General features: G+C 53.6%; 20 protein-coding genes. 11 read left to right on the top strand and 9 right to left on the bottom strand.

The window, feature by feature from the left end; all coding sequences use genetic code 11:
• Window positions 1-41: 41 nt before the first annotated feature.
• Complete coding sequence (locus ACJY2G_RS07965) at window positions 42-1,805, top strand: DEAD/DEAH box helicase (protein ID WP_430319252.1); 1,764 nt, start codon at window positions 42-44, stop codon at window positions 1,803-1,805.
• A gap of 150 nt (window positions 1,806-1,955) precedes the next feature.
• Window positions 1,956-2,246, top strand: coding sequence for a 50S ribosomal protein L25 (gene rplY, locus ACJY2G_RS07960; RefSeq protein ID WP_112290098.1), 291 nt, complete (start codon window positions 1,956-1,958; stop codon window positions 2,244-2,246).
• Window positions 2,247-2,472: 226 nt separating this feature from the next.
• Here rplY and yejK read toward each other — a convergent pair whose 3' ends face one another.
• Entirely contained in the window at window positions 2,473-3,477 is a 1,005-nt protein-coding gene (yejK, locus tag ACJY2G_RS07955) for a nucleoid-associated protein YejK (protein WP_119822553.1), read from the bottom strand.
• Window positions 3,478-3,799: 322 nt separating this feature from the next.
• On the opposite strand from yejK, the gene ACJY2G_RS07950 reads away from it, so the two are divergent.
• Both ACJY2G_RS07950 and yejM read left to right on the top strand, forming a co-directional pair.
• Window positions 3,800-4,027, top strand: coding sequence for a YejL family protein (locus ACJY2G_RS07950; protein ID WP_104921319.1), 228 nt, complete (start codon window positions 3,800-3,802; stop codon window positions 4,025-4,027).
• Between the two features lie 24 nt (window positions 4,028-4,051).
• Window positions 4,052-5,833 (top strand): LPS biosynthesis-modulating metalloenzyme YejM, encoded by a 1,782-nt coding sequence (gene yejM, locus ACJY2G_RS07945; protein ID WP_430319253.1) that lies wholly within the window; start codon window positions 4,052-4,054, stop codon window positions 5,831-5,833.
• A 75-nt stretch (window positions 5,834-5,908) separates the two neighbouring features.
• On the opposite strand, the gene ACJY2G_RS07940 is transcribed toward yejM, so the two are convergent.
• The 4 genes from ACJY2G_RS07940 to ACJY2G_RS07925 all read right to left on the bottom strand — a co-directional run bounded on the left by ACJY2G_RS07940 (window position 5,909) and on the right by ACJY2G_RS07925 (window position 9,398).
• Complete coding sequence (locus tag ACJY2G_RS07940; RefSeq protein ID WP_430319254.1) at window positions 5,909-6,415, bottom strand: thioredoxin domain-containing protein; 507 nt, start codon at window positions 6,413-6,415, stop codon at window positions 5,909-5,911.
• The gene (locus ACJY2G_RS07935; protein ID WP_430319255.1) at window positions 6,402-6,986 is read right to left on the bottom strand and encodes a DsbA family protein; all 585 of its coding nucleotides are present in this window, start codon (window positions 6,984-6,986) and stop codon (window positions 6,402-6,404) included. Before ACJY2G_RS07935 ends, ACJY2G_RS07940 begins: the two co-directional genes overlap by 14 nt.
• A complete protein-coding gene (locus ACJY2G_RS07930; RefSeq protein ID WP_430319256.1) occupies window positions 6,986-9,031 on the bottom strand; it encodes a protein-disulfide reductase DsbD family protein in 2,046 nt (681 codons plus the stop codon). The genes ACJY2G_RS07935 and ACJY2G_RS07930 overlap by 1 nt, the downstream gene beginning before the upstream one ends.
• Window positions 9,032-9,098: 67 nt before the next feature.
• Window positions 9,099-9,398, bottom strand: coding sequence for a copper resistance protein (locus tag ACJY2G_RS07925; protein WP_244220225.1), 300 nt, complete (start codon window positions 9,396-9,398; stop codon window positions 9,099-9,101).
• A 259-nt stretch (window positions 9,399-9,657) separates the two neighbouring features.
• Here ACJY2G_RS07925 and ACJY2G_RS07920 point away from each other — a divergent pair, with 259 nt between their 5' ends.
• From ACJY2G_RS07920 to ACJY2G_RS07910, 3 genes are all read left to right on the top strand, one after another.
• On the top strand, window positions 9,658-9,900 hold the full coding sequence (locus ACJY2G_RS07920) for a DinI family protein (protein WP_120162043.1): 243 nt from the start codon (window positions 9,658-9,660) through the stop codon (window positions 9,898-9,900).
• 223 nt (window positions 9,901-10,123) lie between these two features.
• On the top strand, window positions 10,124-11,896 hold the full coding sequence (locus ACJY2G_RS07915; protein WP_120162044.1) for a penicillin-binding transpeptidase domain-containing protein: 1,773 nt from the start codon (window positions 10,124-10,126) through the stop codon (window positions 11,894-11,896).
• Between the two features lie 518 nt (window positions 11,897-12,414).
• The gene (locus ACJY2G_RS07910; RefSeq protein WP_112289967.1) at window positions 12,415-12,801 is read left to right on the top strand and encodes a helix-turn-helix domain-containing protein; all 387 of its coding nucleotides are present in this window, start codon (window positions 12,415-12,417) and stop codon (window positions 12,799-12,801) included.
• A gap of 119 nt (window positions 12,802-12,920) precedes the next feature.
• Here the strand turns inward: ACJY2G_RS07910 and ompC are convergent, their stop codons facing one another.
• Window positions 12,921-14,048 (bottom strand): porin OmpC, encoded by a 1,128-nt coding sequence (ompC, locus tag ACJY2G_RS07905; RefSeq protein ID WP_120162045.1) that lies wholly within the window; start codon window positions 14,046-14,048, stop codon window positions 12,921-12,923.
• A 775-nt stretch (window positions 14,049-14,823) separates the two neighbouring features.
• Between ompC and ACJY2G_RS07900 the strand changes: the two genes are divergently transcribed.
• The 4 genes from ACJY2G_RS07900 to ACJY2G_RS07885 all read left to right on the top strand — a co-directional run bounded on the left by ACJY2G_RS07900 (window position 14,824) and on the right by ACJY2G_RS07885 (window position 18,099).
• Window positions 14,824-16,854 (top strand): DUF4034 domain-containing protein, encoded by a 2,031-nt coding sequence (locus tag ACJY2G_RS07900; protein WP_430319257.1) that lies wholly within the window; start codon window positions 14,824-14,826, stop codon window positions 16,852-16,854.
• Window positions 16,855-16,951: 97 nt separating this feature from the next.
• On the top strand, window positions 16,952-17,263 hold the full coding sequence (locus tag ACJY2G_RS07895) for a type II toxin-antitoxin system HigB family toxin (protein ID WP_430319258.1): 312 nt from the start codon (window positions 16,952-16,954) through the stop codon (window positions 17,261-17,263).
• On the top strand, window positions 17,260-17,673 hold the full coding sequence (locus ACJY2G_RS07890; protein WP_113877451.1) for a helix-turn-helix domain-containing protein: 414 nt from the start codon (window positions 17,260-17,262) through the stop codon (window positions 17,671-17,673). The genes ACJY2G_RS07895 and ACJY2G_RS07890 overlap by 4 nt, the downstream gene beginning before the upstream one ends.
• A 228-nt stretch (window positions 17,674-17,901) precedes the next feature.
• Window positions 17,902-18,099, top strand: coding sequence for a hypothetical protein (locus ACJY2G_RS07885; RefSeq protein WP_439291608.1), 198 nt, complete (start codon window positions 17,902-17,904; stop codon window positions 18,097-18,099).
• Here the strand turns inward: ACJY2G_RS07885 and ACJY2G_RS07880 are convergent.
• Genes ACJY2G_RS07880 through ACJY2G_RS07870 form a run of 3 tightly spaced genes read right to left on the bottom strand, consistent with a single transcriptional unit; the run spans window position 18,082 to window position 22,873 of the window.
• The gene (locus tag ACJY2G_RS07880; protein WP_112289491.1) at window positions 18,082-19,251 is read right to left on the bottom strand and encodes an HlyD family efflux transporter periplasmic adaptor subunit; all 1,170 of its coding nucleotides are present in this window, start codon (window positions 19,249-19,251) and stop codon (window positions 18,082-18,084) included. The genes ACJY2G_RS07885 and ACJY2G_RS07880 overlap by 18 nt on opposite strands.
• 17 nt (window positions 19,252-19,268) lie before the next feature.
• The gene (locus tag ACJY2G_RS07875) at window positions 19,269-21,446 is read right to left on the bottom strand and encodes a type I secretion system permease/ATPase (RefSeq protein WP_430319260.1); all 2,178 of its coding nucleotides are present in this window, start codon (window positions 21,444-21,446) and stop codon (window positions 19,269-19,271) included.
• A 50-nt stretch (window positions 21,447-21,496) separates the two neighbouring features.
• On the bottom strand, window positions 21,497-22,873 hold the full coding sequence (locus ACJY2G_RS07870; RefSeq protein ID WP_120162048.1) for a TolC family outer membrane protein: 1,377 nt from the start codon (window positions 22,871-22,873) through the stop codon (window positions 21,497-21,499).
• Window positions 22,874-22,942 lie beyond the last annotated feature (69 nt).

The following is a 22,942-nucleotide window of genomic DNA, read 5'->3' as shown; positions in this document are numbered from 1 at the left end:
TACTGTCTTTATTAACAGTAAAACTACAGGTGATTGTTGCCGTGACCGCTTTTACGCTTCGCCCCTATCAGCAGGATGCCGTGGATGCCACCCTGCGTCATTTCCGCCAGCATGACGAACCGGCAGTGATCGTATTGCCGACCGGCGCGGGGAAAAGTCTGGTGATTGCCGAGCTGGCGAGAGTAGCGCGCGGCCGCGTTCTGGTGCTCGCCCACGTCAAAGAGCTGGTGGCGCAAAACCACAGTAAATACCTTTCTTACGGTCTGGAGGCGGATATTTTCGCCGCTGGCCTGAATCTCAAGCAAAGCAGCGGCAAAGTGGTGTTTGGCAGCGTGCAGTCCGTCGCGCCTAATCTGGCAGAATTCAGCGGTGAGTTTTCCCTGCTGATTGTCGATGAATGCCACCGGATTTCCGACGATGACAACAGTCAGTATCAGCAGATCATCGGCCATCTTAAGGCACAAAATCCGCGTCTGCGCCTGCTCGGCCTGACCGCCACACCTTACCGTTTAGGCAAGGGCTGGATTTATCAGTATCACCATCAGGGCATTGTGCGTGGCGATGCGAACAGTCTGTTTCGCGACTGCATTTATGAACTGCCGCTGCGTTACATGATTAAAAACGGTTTTCTGGTGCCACCTGAGCGGCTCGATATGCCGGTGGTGAGCTACGATTTCAGCCGGTTACAGGCCAACAGCAGCGGGCTGTTCAGCGAAGCAGATCTGAATGACGAACTGCGTCAGCAAAAGCGTATCACGCCGCACATCATCAGCCAGATTGTTGAATTTGCGCAGGATCGCAAAGGCGTGATGATTTTCGCCTCGACGGTGGAACACGCGGGTGAAATCTTCGGGCTGCTGCCCGACGGCGAAGCGGCGCTGATCAGCGCACAAACGCACGCCGTCGAGCGCGACCGGCTGATCAATGCGTTTAAAGCGCAGCAGTTACGCTATCTGGTGAATGTGTCTGTGCTGACTACCGGCTTCGATGCACCGCATGTGGATCTGATCGCCATCCTGCGCCCGACCGAATCCGTCAGCCTGTATCAGCAGATCGTCGGCCGCGGGCTGCGGCTGGCACCGGGCAAAACCGACTGCCTTATCCTCGATTACGCCGGTAATCCGCACGATCTGTTTACGCCGGAAGTCGGCAGCCATAAGCCTGCGGGCGATAACAAACCGGTGCAGGTGTTCTGTCCCGCCTGCGGTTTTGCCAATATCTTCTGGGGGAAAACCACGGAAGACGGCACCATCATTGAGCATTTTGGCCGCCGTTGTCAGGGTGTGCTGGAGGATGACGAGGGCAATCGCGAACAATGCGATTTCCGTTTCCGCTTTAAAAGCTGCCCGCACTGCGGCGCGGAAAACGATATCGCCGCGCGACGCTGTCATCAGTGTCAGGAAATTCTGGTTGATCCCGACGATATGCTCAAAGCTGCGCTGCGCCTGAAAGACGCACTGGTGCTGCGCTGCGGTGGCATGAATCTGGAAAACGGCCGCGACGACAAAGGAGAATGGCTGAAGATCACCTATTACGATGAGGACGGCGCGGACGTTTCCGAACGTTTTCGCCTGACGACGCCCGCCCAGCGCATGGCGTTTTTGCATAATTTTCTGCGTCCGCATCAGCGTGCGCCGGGCGTGCCACTGGAATGGAATAGCGCTGCGGATATCGTCGCGCAGCAGGTTTTACTGCGCCATCCGGATTTTGTTGTGGCACGCATGAAAGGCCAGTTCTGGCAGGTACGCGAAAAAATGTTCGATTATGAAGGCCGGTACCGGCGCGCAAATGAGCTGCGCGGATGAGTAAACCGGCGATTTGTATTGCTGCCGCTGCCCTGCTCCGGTATCATACCGCCCGCTTTCGCCTTGTGTGAAAGCCGCAGTACTCAACTCGTCACTCGGTCGCAGGTGGCGGGGCACATTTTAGAAGTAGTTCTAATCGAGAAACATACAATGATCACTATCAATGTAGAAGTACGTCCACAGGACGAGCAGGGCAAAGGTGCGAGCCGCCGCCTGCGTACAGCTAACAAATTCCCAGCTATCGTTTACGGTGGCTCAGCTGCTCCGGTTTCTATCAAACTGGACCATGATTCTGTTAAGAACATGGAAGTTAAAGCGGAGTTCTACTCTGAAGCAATTACTCTGGTTATCGACGGTAAAGAAACCAAAGTTAAAGTTCAGGCTGTACAGCGTCACCCGTTCAAGCCAAAACTGGCTCACATCGACTTCGTTCGCGTTTAATCGCTGACTGAGTTGCTGCGCATCGGGACGCCGTGCGAGAACAAATAAAAAACACCGCCTGGGCGGTGTTTTTTATTGGGCGCTATTCTGATTTGCTCCTCCCCCTGCGAAGGGGGAGGCTGGGTGGGGGTTTTAGGGCTAACACCCTTTTCTAAAGCACACTTCAACATCTTGATTTTGCTTTAATACCCCACCCCAACCCTCCCCTTCGCAGGGGAGGGAGCGATTATTTATTGCCCGCTTTACGCTGTAACTGATCCCGCAGATTCGGCGGTGTGCCTTTAATGGTCAGGGTATCGGTCGCCGGATCCCAGAAAATGCGTTCGCCCATCAGCATGGCATCGAAGTTGATGCTCAGCCCGCCGCCGCTGCCGGCGAATTTGGTCAGCTGACGCAAGGTGCTGCGATCCGCCGGGAAGGTTTCTTCCAGCTGATAGCCCTGTTCCTGAGTAAATTCTTTGAATTTCTTATCATTCCACGGTGGCAGCTCTTCGGACAAATCATCCAGAGCGATTTCTTCACCCGCCTGCAACTGCTCGTTACAGTAGGTATAAACCTGCTGACGGTAATTCTGACGCTCGTTCTTATCGAGCTGCGCTTCGGTACAGAAATCATCAACCGCCTGCAACAGACCACGGTTCTGTGCTTTGGTATCCAGACCTTCAGACGCGCCCAGAAAATCCATAAAGAAGTCAGAGACTTTGCGCCCTACCCGGCCTTTGAGGAAAGTCAGGTAACGGGTTGATTCCGGATTGGTTTCCCATTCGGTCAGGTCAATACGCGCCACGATATCGGCATGATTGATATCGAGGTAATGAATGCTGCTGACATCCAGTTGCTCGTTGACGCGCATACTGCTGCGGCTGTTAAGCACCGCCACCAGTAAATATTCCACCGCCAGGAAGCGGTAATGACAAAACAGCACCACGCCGCCTTCGGCAAACGGATACTTCGCCAGCTCATCACGCAGACGGCCGGTCGCAGCGCGGCTGAATGACAGAAAATCATCGTCCCCTTTGCGGCAACTGCGCAACGCCACAGCCAGTTCGCTGTCTTCATTGAACAGACCGTAAGCTTTGCTTTTGGCGCTGTAGACGCGGTGCAGCTCGGCCATCATTTCATCAACGGCCGCATTCGGCGTCAGAAGCGTATCGCGCAGCACAACATCCAGCGTTTGCTCGTCACGTTTGTTCAACTGGTGCAGAGCAATCTGCTCAATATCCAGACTCATGGGGACTTTCTCCTGTGTGAATTGCAGCCGTGTAAGAAGGGTTTGCCTGCGGGGCGTATTCAAACACCGAAGCCCTAAAGCCGCAACCGCTCATACCTTAGAAATGGGGATTTAATGAGATAAAAACCCCAAAATAATTCGTGTTTCATGAAGGCGGCAAACGAAGAAATCCCGATGAGCTTACTCCGGTAAGTGATTCGGGTGACTGCGCGCAGCCAACGCATCTGTAACCCGAAGTATGAAGGGGTTATAAAAATGCGGAAAGTAGGTCTGTGATCGGCTAAGATATTGGACTTTGTCAGATCAAGAAGCACAATACTCTATGGCACAATCATCCCGTTACAGTGACGAACACGTTGAACAGATCCTTTCCGAGCTGGCGACTGTTCTCGAAAAGCACCGCGCCCCGACAGACCTTTCTTTGATGGTTCTGGGCAATATGGTGACTAACCTTATTAATACCAGCGTCGCTCCTGCACAACGCAAAGCCTTGTCCCAGTCTTTTGCTAAAGCGTTGCAAGCGTCGATAAGAGAAGATAAAGCCCATTAATTCACAAACTGCCCAATACCTCTCATGGTGACAAATCGTCAGCGCTATCGCGAAAAAGTATCCCAGATGATCAGCTGGGGGCACTGGTTCGCCCTGTTTAATATCCTGCTCATTCTTGGGCTCGGCAGCCGCTACCTGTTTGTTTCAGACTGGCCTTCTTCTTTGCAAGGGCGTATTTACGCGCTGGTTAGCTGGCTTGGGCATTTCAGCTTTATCGGATTCTCTGCTTATTTGCTGATTATCTTCCCGCTAACCTTTGTGGTGATGTCGCAACGGCTGCTGCGGTTCTTGTCTGCCATTCTGGCGACCGCCGGACTGACACTGCTGCTGGTTGATACCGAGGTCTTTACCCGTTTCCATCTGCATATCAATCCGGTGGTGTGGGAACTGGTGGTTAACCCCGGACAGGGCGAAATGGCGCGAGACTGGCAGCTGATGTTCATTGCTGTGCCGGTCATTTTCCTGCTCGAAATGCTGTTTGGCACCTGGGCATGGCAGAAACTGCGCAGCCTGAACCGCCGTAATTTCGCCAAGCCGATTGTGGTGCTTTTCATTGCCAGTTTCTTTGCGTCGCACCTGATGTATATCTGGGCGGATGCCAATTTCTATCGTCCGATCACCATGCAGCGCGCGAATCTTCCGCTCTCGTATCCGATGACGGCACGTAAATTCCTTGAGAAACACGGCCTGCTGAATGCCGAGGAATACCAGAAACGGCTGATCGAACAAGGGAATCCTGAAGCGCTGGCAGTGGAATATCCGCTGAACTCCATCAGCTTTGCGAAAACCGGTTCGAAGTATAATTTGCTGATGATTGTGGTGGATGGTGTTCATACCGCCACGCTGGATAAAGATATGCCAGCGCTGAGTGATTTCGCCAATCATAACATCCGTTTTGACCAGCATTTCAGCTCCGGCAACCGTAATGATACCGGCCAGTTCGGCCTGTTTTACGGGATTTCCCCAAGCTATATGCAGGGCATTCTGGCGGCTCGCAAACCTTCTGCACTGGTGACGTCGCTGGAGCAACAGGGTTATGAATTTGGTCTGTTTGCCTCCGACGGCTTTAACAGCCCGTTATACCGTCAGGCCTTGCTGACCGATTTCACCTTGCCGCCGCCGGTTAAACAGTCCGATGGGCAAACCGTGAGTCAGTGGCAGCAGTGGCTAAACGTGCGGGGTAATGGCCCGTGGTTCTCTTACGTCAATCTGAACGGCATCAGCGCGGCGTTACGTCAGGACAGTGAAAGTGTGCCGACAGGTAACACTTTCATTCACCGCTATCAGGCCGGTACTCTGAGCGTTGATGACCAGATCAAGTCCATCCTGCAATCGCTGAAAGACCGCGGTGAGCTGGATAAAACCGTTGTGGTGATCACGGCGTCTCACGGTATTGAATTCAACGAGAACGGCACCTGGGGTTCAGGCAATGCCATGAACCGCCGCCAGTTGCAGGTTCCGCTGATCATTCACTGGCCGGGCACACCTGCGCAAAGCATCAATAAACTGACTGACCATGCGGATGTGATGACGACGCTGATGCAGCGTCTGTTGCACGTCACGACGTCACCAGCGGATTATTCGCAGGGCGAAGATTTGTTTGCTGCCAAGCGTCGCCATAACTGGGTAACCACCAGCGATGACGGAACGCTTATCATCACGACACCCGATCAGACGCTGGAACTGGAAAGCAACGGCGATTACCGCGCCTTTGATACCGACGGCAAACGGATTAAAGATCAGAAACCGGAGCTGGGTTTACTGCTTCAGGTGCTGACCGACGAGAAACGGTTCCTCGCGAACTGATTTCCCTGCCATAAATGTAATATGAAGAAAGGCCTTCACCACGGTGAAGGCCTTTTGTTTTCTGAAAGCAGCAAATCAGGCGCGGATTTTCGCCCACCACATCCGCGCTTTCATCCCCCGGTAAGAGGTCCAGCCCGTTGTCGTGGCGATAACCTGCCCTTTATCAATAATGACAAACGTCGGGGTGACGCCGATATCCCATTGCGCCGACAAATCGCCGCGTGAATCGTTAACCACCGGCATCTGAATGCCCTTTCCTTGCAGATAACGCGCCAGCGCCGCGTTGTCGCCCGAACGCAACGCCACGGTCAGGACGTTCTCTCCTTCTTCTGCCAGCCGGGAAACTGAAGGTGTGGTCATTTTACAGACGCCGCACCACGTTGCCCAAAAGTAGACCAGCAGCGGGCGCTGCTGGCTTTGCTCGTCGAGCGTCAGGGACTGATTGCTGAGGGTCTGCAACGGCTGGCTGCCGAAACTTGCGGGAGCCAGCGGCGCACGCAAAAAATCCATTCCCAGCATCACCACCATAATCAGCACAACGAGAATTGCGCCTTCGCTCGCCCAGCGTTTAAGTCTGGTCATGTTTTGCCTTCGCCAGTTGTTCCTTCACGACTTTCTGCAAATCCTCATAAGAGATAGCGCCGGCGATCAGCTGATCGCCAATAATGGTCGCTGGCGTCCCCTGAATCCCCAACACTTCGGCAATTTCCACATTGGTTTTCAGTTCAAGATAGCTGGCTGGCGTCACGCGAATGGGTTCCAGTCCGGCATATTTCACGGCCTCCAGCGCGCTGGCTTCATCGTGTTGCCCTTTTTTAGACATCAGCCGCTGATGCACGAGCAGAAACTTTTCCGGATGTTGTTCCCACACGGTCATCGCCGCACGACCGGCAATAATGGAACTCGCACCGCGGAAAGGCAGCAGTTTAATCACCACTTTTACGTCAGGATTTTCTTCCGCGACCTTTTCCAGCATCGGGTCAAACTGCTTACAATAAGGACAGTTGTAGTCAGTAAAAGACACAATCGTCAGCCGGGGATTTTTCGCGCCAAACCACGGTGAGGCCGGATTATTAAACAGGGTATCTTCCGGCGTCATCGCCAGAACAGCCGGTGAAATAACCATCATCATAATCAGTATTAATGTTTTCATTATCGGGCTCCACGGGCATCTTCCAGCCCCTGTAATACGGCATCACGGGTAAGCAACGGCGATAAAATTTCACCGGCAGGATTATGCGGACCATAAATTTGATTAAACGGCACGGCGACGCTGCCGCGTTTTTGCAGGAATTCATTGATCGGTTTTGACGGTAACGTCCAGTCACCGCGCAGTGCAATGACGTCTTTTTCCGTCAGGGCTTTCTGCACGTCTTCACTCATCAGTACGTTGTATTTGTTGGCTTTACAGGTCACACACCAGTCGGCGGTAACATCCACAAAGACCACTTTTTTAGCCGCCAGCGCACTCTGAATCGCCTCTTCGGACAGCGGTTGCCAGGCAATATCATCGCGCAGCGGTTTGCCACCAGCGCCTGAAAACTGCGTGACAATCACCATCGCGGCGCCTGCCAGAAGTGCGCCCGCAACAGCAGTTAACGCACAATTGCGCAGGCCATAGCGTCGCAGGGATAAGGCAAACAGTGTCACCAGCAATACGCCCGCCAGCACGGCGACAAACAACGCAGAGAAATGGTTTTGCATCAGGCTCAGTAACCAGAGACAGGCCGACAGCATCAGCGCCCCGAGGAAAAGTCGCAGCCGTAACATCCAGCGACCGGGACGCGGCAGGCGCATCGCCAGTCCCGGCCACAGCGCAATCATCAGCCACGGCAGACTCATGCCGATGCCCAGCATCAGGAACATTCCCCACAGCACCGGCAGCGGTGCGGCCAGTGCAAACGCCACCGCGGTGCCGAGAAACGGTGCCGAACAGGGCGTCGCCAGCAGCGTGGCAAACGCACCTTCAGCGAAGTGTCCGCTGAGACCAGAACGCTGCTGCGTCGCCAGACGTGTCGTCATCTTTGACGGCAGATTGATTTCAAATAATCCCAGCAGATTGGCGGTAAACACCGCCGTGACCAGCACCATGAGACTAATAAACCACGGATTCTGAAACTGAATGCCCCAGCCCAGCGTCTGATTTGTGTAACGGAGCAGCGTCATCAGCAAGGCCAGGGCCAGAAACGAGGTGATGATCCCGCCTGACGACGCCAGAAATTGCACGCGAATGCTTTTGCGGTTGCGCTGTTCCACCTGCAAAATACTGCCCAGTTTCATGCCCAGAACCGGCAGAACACAAGGCATAAGATTGAGGATGAAGCCCCCGGCCAGCGCCATCAGTGCCACCTGCCAGAGAGCGATACTGCCGGGCGTGTCGGCGGGTAGCGCGCTCACGTCCAGGCTAATCTGCTGCGCCAGACCGTTATCAGACAACACAATACTCAGCGTTTTTCCGCTGATATCCTGTGCTTTATCGCCCCACTCGTCCGTCACCGGCAGCGTGAAAAGCGCCCGTTGCCCGTCCACTCTCACCACCGGTTTGCCCAGTGAACTGCCTTCCAGCGTATCGGTAAATAGCTCCGGATTTTGCCAGCCTTGCTCGCGGTGAGCGGCAATGTGCAATACGCCCGCACGATAGCCCGCTGTCACATTGTCCGCCAGACCTTCAGGAATCGGTACCTTGCCCATCGCTGCGGCGAACTGGCGCGCAAAATCTGCGTTGCCTCCGGCAGAACTGAGATCCAGACTAAAAGGATAGTCGGTGAGAATGCACACGTTGCTGCACACCGGCAGCGTCAGCGTTCCGGCGATTATGGCAGGCGCGCTGCCGCTGAGGGTGACAGGTAGCGTGACGTCATCGTGATAGCCCTGAGTTGTCATGCCCGCCACATCAAACCGTGCAGGCGTCGGCCAGAACCATTTAACCTGTTGCGCAGTGACCGGCTTTTGCCACTCTACCGACGGCGCAATACCGCCCTCGCCCGGCGAACGCCAGTAGGTTTTCCAGCCCTTTTCGAGGCTGACAGAAAGCAGCAGACGGGTTTCCTGCTCAGAAGAATCGGCGGACTGTGCCTGCAGGCGTACTTTTGCATGTGTATTTTGCGGGCTTTGCAGCCAGCCGGTATCAGCAGCATATCCGGTATGCAGCCAGAGCATCAGCAGGCAGCCAGCGGCCGCCCTGAATAAACTTCGCATAGATTTTCTCCAAAAATAAAATGTCACATCCTGATGAATAACAGGGGTGTTTTTATTCCCGGAGTTTTTATTCCCGAAATACACAGAGCCGCAAATGCACCCGCAGGCGCGGCACAGGGACGGCTTCCGGCACAAGCAGGCGGATCGCCGCCATATTGCCGCGCGACAAAAATGCCAGCAGCAGGATCAGCGCCAGAAACGCAAATTCTAAAAGGAGAGGAGGAACAGAAAGCAGCGATTTACTGCTGAGCTCACAGGGAGCCGGGATTTTGTCGATTTCGGAAATCGTGGATGACGCCTGAGCCGTCGTCGTTTCCTGATGCAGGATCGCGGACAACGCATTCAGCCCGGCAATACGCTGTGTCATACACGTCAGTATGACCAGACAGGCCAGGCAAAAAAATATCAGAGCTGAACGCCGTTGTTTATCCACATTTCCCTCACAGACTGGCCGCCATTCTAACGGCCGTCCAAACATTCACAAGATGTATGAATCATGAATTACATGAATTTACGCTCACAAATCTGTGCTGCATCTCCACGTTCAGGCGAAAAATCACTAGAGCGCCCCACGCGAATACTGTATATTTAGCCAGTTAATAAATTTATAAATAATGAGGAAAACCATGCGGGTTGAACTGATTTTTGACAAACGGAATGTCGCCGGCATCCCTAACGCCAGTGAAAAAATTGAAGCGGAACTGGTAAAACGCGTACACCGGATGTTTCCGGATGCGGAAGTTAAGGTAAAACCGATGCAGGCCAACGGGCTGAATACGCAAGGGGCCAGCAAGCAGGAACGTTCGCAATTAAACCAAATGCTGGAAGAAATGTTTGAAGAAGCGGACGAATGGCTGTCCGTCGAGTAAAAAAAAAGGTTTCGCCGTTGCACTTGCTTACAAAGAGCAATTGAAATAAACAATCCATCGCTATGGCTTAATATAAGATGTGCATGTACACGAAATTCATTATCTTTCAGAGCGATGAGCTGTATTTTATCGGACAACTAACGGCATCATTTGATGCGGTGAAAGGGTTCTCCGGCGCCATCGCTTTTCGCTTCAAACGCGTCAATGACTTTGCGAAACTGCCATGCCACCGAGCTCAAAAAAATCCAGCGCCCAACCGCATTTTTACACCAAGCGCTTTGCGCTGATTTGTCTCGGTATCGTCTTTTGTCTGGCGCTCCTCCTTGGCCGCGTAGGTTATCTGCAGCTTCTTAATCAGCCGATGCTGGAAAAAGAAGCCGATTCCCGCTCACTGCGCTCCAGCGTCATCCCTGCCGGACGCGGGACCATTGTTGACCGCAACGGACATCCGCTGGCACTGAGCGTCGCCTCCAAAGACATTATCGCTGACCCGTTCCGCGTGCTTGAATTGCACAGCGATCTGAACAGTCCGAAATGGCAATATCTGGCCTCTGCGCTGAATATGCCGCTTTCCCAGTTACAGCAAACCATCACCAGCGATCCGCAGCGCCGTTTTGTCTATCTTGGCCGCAAAATAGAAGAAGGCATTGCTGCCGATATCAGCCAGCTGCATCTGGGTGGCATCAGCACTCAGCTTGATGACAGCCGTTATTATCCGATGAGTGAGGCCGCAGCAAATCTGGTCGGCGTCGTCGGGACAGATAACGAAGGCCTGACAGGCGTGGAAAAAGGCTTTAACGCCCTGCTTCAGGGTAAACCTGGCATGCGCGAATACCGTCAGGATCGCCACGGCAATGTCATCGGTATTCTCAAAGAAGTCGCGCCACAACAGCCGCCGACCATTAATCTCAGCATCGACAGTTTTATGCAGTACGTATTGTATTCGCGGCTGCGCGATGGCGTGACGCTCAACCAGGCAGAGTCCGGCGCAGCAGTTCTGGTGGATGTGAACACCGGTGAAATTTTAGGGATGGCGTCCTACCCTTCCTATAACCCGAACAATTACGCCGGCGTGCAGCCAAAAAACATGCGAAATGTGGCGATCAGCGACAGCTTCGAACCGGGCTCGACGGTGAAACCGCTGGTGGTAATGGCGGGTCTTAACCGCCATATGATCCGCCCTGATTCCGTTCTCGATACTCATCCCTACACCGTTAACGGGCACCTGATCCGCGACGTTGGCCACTGGCCGGCACTGACCATCACCGGTATTTTGCAAAAATCGAGTGACATTGCGGTATCGCACATCGCGCTGGCGATGCCTGCGAACGTGCTGGTTCAGCTTTACCAGTCATTCGGTTTGGGTAAACCCACTGATTTAGGTATCGGTGGCGAGAGCAGCGGTTATTTCCCTGCGCACCGTGACCGCTGGGCAGATATCGAACGCGCAACTTTCTCATTCGGTTATGGCCTGCGCGTCACGCCACTGCAAATTGCCCGTGAATACGCCACGATTGGCGCGGAAGGCATTTACCGCCCGCTGTCGATTACCAAGGTTACACCGCCAGTGTTAGGCACCCGCGTAATGTCGGCTGACGTGGTCAGAACGGTCATTCATATGATGGAAAGTGACGCCCTGCCGGGAGGGTCCGGCCTCAGTGCGGCGGTGCCGGGATATCGTCTGGCGATTAAAACCGGTACAGCGGAAAAAATGGGGTCCAGCGGTAAATACGATGGCGGTTACATCAACTATACCGCCGGTGTAGCACCCGCCAGCAACCCGCGCGTGGCGCTGGTGGTGATGGTTAACAATCCGCAAGCTGGTAAACACTTTGGTGGTTCGGTAGCAGGGCCAATCTTCGGGCAAATCATGGGCGAAATTCTCAACCATATGAACATTGCTCCGGATGCGCTGGTACCCGAAACACCGCCAACCACGGTCATTAATGGCGGTCAGAAAACCGATCTGGTGCGACGCCCGGCAACCGATGGTTAAACGAAACCTATAAAAATCGTTTTAAATTCCTGACAGGCTGGATCTCAGCGTAAGAAGCGGTTAACGTTCGCAAGAATTAATCGTTGGCTAACGATCCACGCTGGAGGAAGAGCGCAAGCTCTGTAAAAAGAATGAAACGGCTTCTTATCGTTTTTCTGATATTTGTTGCGGTTTGTCTGGCTGTTATTGCATTGAATATGCGGGGCAGCGGCCCGTGGTAACCCAATTTTATGCCCTGCAAGGGGATGAAGGGAGGAACCACTTTGCCAACCGGTAAGAACTTTTACATCATCATTGTTCTTATCCTCGTCGGGATCGTTCTGGTGGACGACGGTATCGCCCGCTTGATTCACTGGATCCTGTTACGCTAAATCATGGCCCGTCAGGGTGTCTGCGCACTCCTTTCCCGCGGGCCATTTTGGTCACTTCGGTTGTCATACACCTCAGAGCAACACCTGCAACGCCATCACGGCGAAGTCGTGTATAATAGCGATATTCAACCTTAAAACAGACTGGTTATGGCTCAAGATATTCATATCGCTATCGTCTGCGCACTCAGCAAATGGATTGAAGGCCATCTTGGTCGTGTGATCCACCTTGAAGAACTGGCTGAGTATTCAGGCTATTCGCTCTGGCACATGCAAAAATTGTTCAAAGAATCGACAGGCATTTCTCTGGGGAAGTACATCAGGGAACGTCGTCTGGCGAGTGCTGTCTATCAACTGAGCAGCAGTGATACCCCGATTTTCGACATCGCGATGGATTTCGGTTTCGGCTCGCAGTCACACTTTACCTACATGTTCCGCAAGCGTTTCAATATCACGCCGCATGAATTCCGCCAGAATCCTGAAATCGAACTCGATGTTTCTCCCCCGCTGCATCTGATCCACCAGAAATCAGCCTGAGGCGGTCAGATCTCCTGCTTTTTGCCATAAAAAACGCGGCCATCAGAGACCGCGTTCTTTTTACTGCTTGTTCTTTTGACTCAAATCTAAACGCTATTCTGTGTCTGAGAAAGGCACGCTTAGAACTGATACACCAGACCTACAGCGGTAACGTCATCGGTGTTGATACCGGCGTTATCGGTGAAGGTGCTGCTGTCGATCAGGTTGATTTTGTAGTCAACATAGGCCGACATGTTTTTATTGAAGTAGTAAGTCGCACCCAGGTCGACAAATTTCACCAGATCCTGATCCTGGTAGTTGTTGCCCAGACGGTCGGAACCTAAATCTTTACCGCGAGTTTGGTTATAGGCCACGAACGGACGCAGACCGAAATCGAACTGATAGCTTGCGTAAGCTTCAAATGCCTGTGACTGGTTAGCATAACCGTAAGCTTCTGAATCGGTAGAACCGAAGCGTGAAGCGTTATAAGCCTGAGTAAACATGGCAGCAAGGTAAACGTTGTTAGCGTCATATTTCAGGCCACCGGTGTAGCCTTCCGCTTTTTTACCGTCGCCCATGATGCCCGGTGCACTATTTTGCTCATCAGTACGGTCAGAGTTGAAGAACGCACCTGCCACGCTGACGCCCGCGCCAATGTCGTAGCTCAGGGACATACCGTAACCGTCGCCGTTCTGAGTCAGCACATCACGTGTACCTGGCTCACCGCCGCCGCTGTCATTTTTACCCTGATATTGCAGAGCGAAGTGCAGGCCATCCACCAGCCCGAAGAAGTTGTCGTTACGATACGTTGCAACACCGTTGGTACGCTGATAAAGGAACTGGTCAGCGCCGTAGGTTGACCCATCGAACTCTGGCTGCAAGTCGGTCCAGGCGGCCACGTCATACATAACGCCGTTGTTACGACCGTAGTCAAAGGAACCCATATCGCCGAATTTCAAACCTGCGAAACCGTAACGGGTAAAGGCGCGGTCGCCGTCATCTGAGCTTTCAGCCTGGTTAGCCTGAACCTGATATTCCCACTGGCCGTAACCGGTCAGCTGGTCGGTGATCTGAGTTTCGCCTTTGAAACCAAGACGGATGTAGCTCTGATCGCCATCAGAACCCTTGTCGTTAGAAAAGTAGTGCAAACCATCAACTAAACCGTACAGGTCGAGTTTATTACCATCTTTATTATAAACTTCTGCCGCGCTTGCTGATCCTGCGACCACTAATGCAGGGATCATGAGTGAAAGAACACGGAGTTTCATTTTTCTGTCCTCGATAGGTGTCGGACCGTGCCACTGAATGTAAAGTACACGTTTTTACTGATTTGAATCTGCTTAACGCTTGTTGGTATCTGTATAAAAGTTGGCCCGACATGGCAAATCCATTCTCTTGATATAAATACTTTTAATCCAGAAAGAAAATGATACGAAATTAGTTTATATATTTCCGAAGCATTTAAAGGTGTAACATTTTATTAATATTGGATAAAATTAAACCTCAATTTAAATGTTAAAATAAAGCACGCAAAGCTAAATCAATAAATTAACCATAAATATCAATATTTTATTAAAAATAGTTACCGCACTAAGTGATAAAGCATCCATTCACCTTTAATATATAATGCTTTCGCTATCATCATTATTTGTTATTTATTACCCTCATTCCCCGTTTTGTGGAAACAACAGCCGACCCTTAGTGGTCGGTTTTTTTTTGTTTTGTTAAGAGATGATGACCGCCTGTGATATTCATCACTCATTATATTTTCCTGCTGAAATGTATTTCTCCATAATTACCTCAAACTTTCTCCATCTTTGATGATTCTGATTTTCTTAATAGATGATATCTAATCTCCTCGATTAATAAGGGATTTCAGGGGGATTATTAATCTTTATTATGCAGAGGCTTTGTTGGTCAGTAACGGTTCGGATCCGTTACTATAGCCAAAGTCAGACCAATCCCGCTGATCGCGCAGGGGGAGAAAGGTAGACTTCGGGTGCTGCGCAAACACCGTTTTTACTCAATAGCTCAGGGAACCTCATGCCACATCAGGACCAGCACGACAACATTTCCAAAGCCAGAATGCTTCTGGCGACCCGCCGTTTTCTTAAACTCGACGAGTGGCTGTTGTCACAGATGCGTGGCTGGCAGAATCAGGGCGAAGGTCACAGCGATTACGGGCTGCTGATGCATCCGGCTACACTGTTTACCGGCACGGAATCCCCCCCGCTCAACCCGCTGGAGATCCTCAGTGACTGGGCGCAGCAATGCCCGCAGAGCTATCATGCCCACGCTTTGCTGGGTATGGTCTGGCATGAAAATGCCTGGATTATCCGCCAGCCGCAGGAAGGTGAAGACGTCGCCGATCACCAGTGGCTGGGGGCACAGTTATGCTGTGATTACGCGGTACTGTCATTTTTACGTGCTATTGAACTGCACCCGCGCCCGACGCATGCCCTGCGCCACATGATGAATCTGAGTGGTGGTTTCGGGGAGCCTTACTGGCTGAAAGCGTTATTTGCCGGTGAAATCCCCAAACCTTTGCATGAAAAGTTTTCGATTCAGGGCAGTGAAATCTGGCTGGCGGGTGTCGCACACATTCACGCACTGGGATTCGAGCCCGCAACACACTGGCCGCAGATACTTCCCGCGGCGTTGCAACAAACCCGTAAAAATGATGAAGAAGCGCTGGATTACTGGCTGCGCATGGCGATGTCAGTCCGCCACGCCGACGTTGGCACCATGGAATCTTACCTTTTATTCCATTCCGCTTTCTGGGGGGGCAGTGACGCGCAACAGATGCAAATCATCGACAGTCCGCTGTGCGCAGAATTTAGTGAAGAAGAACGTAATCAGTTCCGCGCCAACGCGCTGTGCGATGCGCTTTCCGGTGATATCGCCGACAGAGAATCGCCTCAGGCGCTGGAACTCCAGTCGCGCTTAGCTGCATTACTGGCTCAACCGCTGGCGCCGGAAACGCGAGTCCGTCTGCTGGATCTGGCCGGGATCTGCATTGCCTACTGGCAGGACGACGATCAGGCGGGTCTGGCTGTCTATAACGATTTATTTGCTGTTTCACCCCAGGCGATACCCGGTCACGCCGCGCGGATGTTTATCTCCCGTGCCGTGCTGGCCAATGGCCATCAGGAAGGTTTGCCGGTACTGACCCAGCTGCTGACCCGGGGTCTGAGTCAGGCAAATGATCCGGTACTGGTGGCGTTTGCCGCAACGGCCTTGCAGTCAGGCCTGTACGGATTACCGGCGCGCCCTGAATTATGTCAGGGCCTGATGGAACATGCGTGGTCGCTTATTCAGCAAGCGGGCGATGAACAACCGGTAAACGATCTGGTGACACTGGCGCACGACATGGCGATCAATGACGATCTGGACGCCGCACATTTTCTGATGACCGAAATGGCCCGCCACGGCAGCGCGATCCACTGCTACGAGTTGTACTTTTTCTACCGCAACGGCTGGCATCAGGATGTTCCTGAGCAGTATCACAACGACAGTAATGCGATGGACTGCGTGCTGAGTGCCGCCCGTTCAGGCATGGTGCCCGCTATGTTCACCTGCGCCAATGCGCTGCGTGAAGGGCTCGGTGGCGAACCCGATTATGAACAAGCCATGCACTGGTATCAGCGGGCGATGGACGCCGGACATTTATCCGCCGCCTATTTCCGTGCGAGTTGCGCGCTGGATAACGGTTCAGACGCCGAAAAGCGTCAGGCTGCCGAAGTCTGGCTGCCGGAAATTCTGCATAACGCGCAACATCCCAATCGCGCCGAAGCCGCTTATACGCTGGGCATGGCGTGGCTGACCGGTACCGGCGTGAAGAAAAACCGTTATACCGCCGATAAATTCATGGAATTCGTTCTCGAACTCAATCCTGAATCCGAAGCCGCGAAGCAGGTGCATGAAGACCTCAGCGGCTCGCTGCGGGCGCGGATGAATTTGTGGCAGGACAAGCGGAAAGCGGAGGTGGAAGATCCGGTAGCCATTTACCACACCGTTCATCATGCTGACCCGGAAACTTCTCTGGAAGAAGTGCCGCAATCTGACAACAAGTAAAGCCCGTCCCCTCCTGCAAAAGGTTATTGTGGTTTACAGCTTGTAAACCACAACATTAACCTTTATATTGTTCACAGGATGTGAACTCAGGAGTGCTATGCATGTTATCGCCAAAGAAGCATTTGACCGGGCGATGCGGCAGTATCCCAATGATAAAACCGCCTTGCTGACAACCTATCGCGGGCTCAAAGAAGGCGACTTTCCGACGCCAGATTCCCTGAAATCCGTCTTTTCCAGCCTTAACAATTTCCGCTACCGGCCAAAATGGTGGGTTATGAACGTCGGCGGCAATAATCTTCGCCTCATTGCTTATATCAATTTCGTCAACAAGCGGGTGTATGTAAAACATATCGTCACTCATGCGCTTTACGACCAGTTGAACAAACATTACAGGACTTACACACAATGATTGCTGAAGCTATCGAAGCCAGTAAAGCGCTGGTTAAAGCGGTTCCTCTTCTGGGAGGAAGTACCAGCACAGCCGATTATAAAAGTGCGCTTGAGCTGATTGATTATCTGATTGAGCATGATGACGAAAACCCGCTAATCGAGTTTCTGAGTGCAAAGATTGAAAGCTATGAGCGCCAGCATACCGATTTCGTCCCCTTTAATCAGGCGTTGGAAAATCTCCCGCGCGGCGTGGAAGCACTTCGCCAGTTGATGAAAGATTACGGATTAAAGCAGAGTGATCTAAGAGAGGAAATCGGCGGAAAATCGCTGGTCAGTCAGATCCTGAGCGGTAAGCGTTCGCTGACTGTCGAACATATCCGGGCGCTGGCGGTGCGGTTTAATGTACCGACGAGTTTATTTATTGACTGAAGGTTTGCAGGAGCCGCTGCAATAGCGGGTGATATCCTGGGCTCGCCGCCCACACGGGCCCTAAGAGTTTTAAGCGAAACCCCTTGGAATCCTGCGTTTTTTAACTGCGCGCTATCGCCCGCTGGCATTGCGGTTTAATGTGCCGACGAGTGTGTTTATAGACTGAGGGTGGAAGCAGCAGAGGACAGCTCCCTCCCCTGCGAAGGGGAGGGTTGGGGTGGGGTATTAATGCAAAATCAAAAAGTTGAAGTGCTCACCTCAACTTTCTTTTCGCTTGTAAAACCCCCTCCCAACCTCCCCCTTCGCAGGGGGAGGAGCAAAATCAAAACCCCGGCCGACGCCCACGACCTTGAAGTTGAAGTTGAAGTTGAAGTTGAAGTTGAAGCCGCACAAGCAGCGGCCTCCCGCTTACCTCTCCCTCAATGATTCCTTCACCTTATTCAGCGGTTTTATCAAATAATCCAGCACACTTTTTTGGCCGGTTTTGATGTCTACGTTCGCCACCATCCCCGGCACAATCGGGAACTGGCGGCCGGCTTTGTTGGTCAGGAAGGCTTTGTCGGTGCGCACGTAGACACGGTAATAATACTGATCGCGTTTCACTTCATCCTGCAAGGTATCCGGCGAGACGCCTTCGACTTTGCCTTCGAGGTCACCGTAAATGGACGAATCGTACGCCGAGATTTTTACCGTCGCCGGTAAGCCCGGACGGATATAAGCGATATCACGCGGGTTGATGCGGGTTTCTATCAGCAGTTGATCTTCAATCGGCACGATTTCCATCAGCTTACCGCCTGGCTGCAACACGCCGCCGACGGTGGAAACCTGAATGTCTTTCACGATACCGTGAACCGGCGAATAAAGTTCGGAACGCGTCACCTGATCCTCTTTCCCTGCCATCACCTGCAATTCGGCGTCCAGATCGGCGTTGTTCTTCACCTGCTCCTCACGGGCGCGCACTGCGTACTGGTTCGTTGCATCGTCGATTTTGCCGCGCAGTTCGCTGGCCTGACGTTTAAGGCGGATCACTTCCACCTGCCCCGCCGCGCCTTTCGCCACCAGAGGCTGGGTCATGTTGATTTCATCATTCACCAGTTTGAGCGACTGCTGCAGGTTACTGACGGTTTCGTCGCGGTTCTGTTTACGCGATAAATACAGCTGGCGTTCACGCGCCACCAGCTCTGGCGATTTCATGGTCTCCGGGCTGAATTTCAGCGGCGCACCGGTCAGTTCAGCACTCAGACGTTCAGATGAGGCGCGCAGTGTCCGCACGCGGGAAGCGGCTTCACCGAAGTTCGACTGCGAGCGCGTCGGGTCGAGCTGCGCCAGCAACTGGCCGCGATTGACTACCGAGCCTTCCTGCACCATCAGTTTTAAAATAACGCCGCCGTCGAGCGAGTCGATTTGCTGCGCTTTACTCGATGGCGTGACCTTGCCGGTGCCGACAGTGACTTCATCGAGCAGGGCAAACCGCGCCCAGACGAAGAAAATCAGCAGGCAAGCCAGCGATACCCAGATGATCCACGACACTTTGCGACCTTCTGCTTCCAGTTCATCATGCAAAGTAAGATGTGCCATGCGATGTCCTCAGCAGCTCAGGCTGCGCCTTGTTTGTTGTCCGCCACCACGGCCGCAGCCGGAGCGGGCGTATTGCTGGCCGCTTTCGCGAGGATCTGATCCCGCGGTCCGTCAGCTACCACCCGTCCGTTGTCCATCACCACAATCCGGTCAACCAGCTTGAGCAGTGCCGGGCGGTGCGTGACAACAATCAGGGTGCGTCCGACCAGCCAGGCATGAAGCTGGCGGATCACATATTCTTCAAGCTGTTCATCCATCGATGCCGTCGGTTCATCCATCAGCACCACCTGCGGATTACGCAGGATCATGCGACTCAGCATCACCATCTGACGCTGCCCGCCAGACAATCCGCGCCCGCCCTCGTTTATGATTTTATCCAGACTCGAAGCATCGGCCTGCACCATACTCAGCGCGCCGCTGATGCGCAGCGCCTGTAGCATTTCCTGATCGGAGGCATGGGGATAACCGAGCATCAGGTTCTGGCGCAGCGTGCCGAAGAACAGCCGTGAATCCTGCGACAAATACCCCAGCTGACGGCGGATATCGGCCGGTTCGACTTTGGTCATGTCCACGCCGTCGATCAGAATTTTGCCTTGCGACGGGCTGGCCTGACCGGAGAGCAATTTCAGCAGCGTGGATTTCCCCGCGCCAACTTTGCCGAGGATCGCCACACGTTCACCAGGTTTGATTTCCAGCTGGCCGATGCCGAGCACATTCGGCGCATTTTCTTTGTCGTAGGTGTATTGCAGATTACGCACGTTGAAATGACCGCTGAGCGACGGACAATGCGACAGTTCCGCATCCGCTGGCCGGTCGATCGGTTTTTTCAGCAATTCATCCAGCCCGTGCATGGCACTTTTGGCATGCTGCCAGCGGGAAAACACCATCGTCAGCTGCATCAGCGGCGCAATGGTGCGTGAGGACAACATGCTGGCGGCGACCAGCGTACCGGTGGTGATATCACCGTTCAGCACCAGATACACCCCGAACACCAGCATCCCGCCATAGGTCAGCTGCTGGACGGTGGATGCCCAGCCGGTCAGGCGTGCGCCCCACAGACGCTGTTTCATGCCGACCGCTGCGCTGACTTCATGCGTCTGTTCCCACTGGCGCTGGAAATACGCTTCAGCCTGCAAGGCTTTGATGTCTTCGATGCCTTCGATAGTTTCCACCAGCACTGCGTTGCGCAGCGCACTTTCACGCATCCCTTCTTTCGCCAGTTTCGCCATCGGCCATTGGATCAGAATGCCGGGAATAACGATCAGCGGGATCGCCAGCAGCGGGATGATCACCAGCGGACCGCCGATGAAGAACATGATGCCGAGGAACAGCAGCACGAACGGCATATCAGCGGCGGCACTGACGGTCGTTGACGTCAGCAGTTCGCGCACCTGGTCGATCTCGCGTAACTGAGAGATAAACGAACCGGTGGATTTTGGCCGATCGTCATTTTTGATGTTCATCGCCCGCACGAAAAACAGCGAAGAAACTTTGAGGTCGATTTTCTTTCCCATTAAATCGGACACCAGCGTGCGCATCAGGCGGATGACATATTCCATACCTGCCGCCAGCACCACGCCGAAGAACAGCACCCATAAAGTCGGGAAAGATTGTGCCGGAATAACGCGGTCATAAACCTGCATTGAGAATAAAATCCCTGCCAGCGCCAGCACGTTGCCGAGAATAGATGCCAGCGAAATTTCCGCGATTTTCCGCCCGCTGCCGCGAAAGTTTTCCCAGAACCAGTGTTTTTTATGCGGCTGAACAAACTGGTCGATACGCTCATCACGCCCGCGCGCCGCCACACCCACCAGAAATACCGGCCCGGCGCTTTGTTCCAGCAGCGTAACCAGTTCCGCCGAGCGCAGCAGGTCACCGCCGTCACTCAGCCAGTAATCTACTTTGCCGTCATCGTGTAACTGCTCGAGCACCGCAATGCCGCCCTGTTCCAGGGTTATCACGGCAGGTAACACTTCCTGCCGCCAGCGCACCTGATTCCAGCTGACCATGCCCACCTGTAACCCCATCAGTCCGCTCAGACGGTCGAGCTGACGGCGCAGCGGCTGATGTTCAAACCAGCGCATTTGCTGGCGAAGATAGAGCGGATCTGCTGGCTTACCGAATGTTTCGGCCACGCGCCCCATGGCGCTTATCCAGACGTCGATCGACAAAGGTGTTGTTGTTTCGTTGCTCATTTCAACCTCGGTATCGAATGCTTCTGGGTTTTCCCACGGCCTGTTTCGCCTTACAGCGCCGGGATGGTGTCACCTGTTTGTTTCTGCCGGTCGATGCCTAACATATCGACCAGATTGTCCACGGCGGCGGCATAACGCACAGTGGCATCCCACCCGTCGTAGAGCGCGCCAATGCGCGATGTGTCGGCCTGAAATACGTCCTGCTCAACGCTGAGCAAATCGTTCAGGCTGCGTTTGCTGAGTTTGTATTCGTCCTGATAGACGCTGCGGGTGTGCGTGGCGCTGGCATACTGCTCTTCGCCCGCGACCTGCCGCTGCTGCCCGCCGATCATGTCGGCGTAAGCGGTGGACGCTTTTTGGTTGATATCCAGCTTGGCTTTTTCGACATCCGCCTGCGCGGCCTGCCGTTGCCCTTCTGCCGCCCGGACTTTGGCACTGACCGCGCCGCCCTGATACACCGGGGCATCTACCGCCAGCTGGAGCTGGTCATCCCAGTAAGAACCGGTGTTGCCGTTATTGTCATAACGGGTGCGACCGGCCTGAACTTTGACCGTCGGCCAGTGTTGCGCCTCCGCCTGATTGACCTGCTCAATCGCGGCCTGTTGCTTGGCCTGCGCGGCACGCACCAGTGTGCTGTTTTCGTAGGGGATTTTGTCGAGAGTGACTTTCTGATTGAGAAGACTTTCCGGCAGATCCGGCAAGTTATTTGAGACAACACCGGTCAGCACGGTCAGCTGCGCCTGTGCGGAACGCTCCTGAGCGCGATATTGTTCAACGGTGGCACGCATCCCGGCAATGCGGGTTTCCGCCTGCAACACGTCTGACTGAGAACTCAGCCCGGCGTCAGAGCGCAGTTTCGCGGTATCTTTCACGCGGGTGAGCGATTCGATATTGTCCTGCGCCGCCACGCTTAACGCCTGAAAGCGTTTCACCGAGAGATACGCCTGCATGGTGCTCAGCGCCACGTCAGTCATGGTGCTGTAAAGAGAAAAGCGATAGGAATCAGACAGGTATTCCTGCTCACCGATACTGCCGTTGGTTTTGCCAAAGTCCCACAGCAGCTGGCTGAGCTGAATACCCGCCGACCCGTTGCTGCTCTGATCGCCCGATGAATAGGTCTGCCGGGATTGCCCCGCTGACCCTTGTAATGAAACCTGCGGATACCACGCACTTTTCGCCGCATCCAGATTCCCGCCGCCCACGCGGATTTGCGCCGCCGCTTCCGCAATTTGCGGATTACGCGCGAACGCCCGCAAAATAGCATCCCGTAACGTCAGGCTGGCGCGCATTTCCTCCGTTGGTGCCGCCTGCCAGTTAAATTCCGGCTGTTTTTCCGCCGCCATCACACCCGTATTCCCTGTTAATCCCGTCAGACACAAGGTGCCCAACACAACGGCGATTTGCCGTATTGCTCTCTTTTTTTTCATTACCGACACCACTTAATTACGCCGATTTTTTTTGTTTTTTTACTGATTCCTCCCCTGCAAAGGGGAGGG

Origin of the sequence: Rahnella sp. ATs2 (assembly GCF_051851855.1) — a bacterium.
Classification (GTDB): domain Bacteria; phylum Pseudomonadota; class Gammaproteobacteria; order Enterobacterales; family Enterobacteriaceae; genus Rahnella; species Rahnella variigena.
Note: the sequence above shows the minus strand (reverse complement) of the source record. Positions and strands in the feature narration are given on the sequence as shown.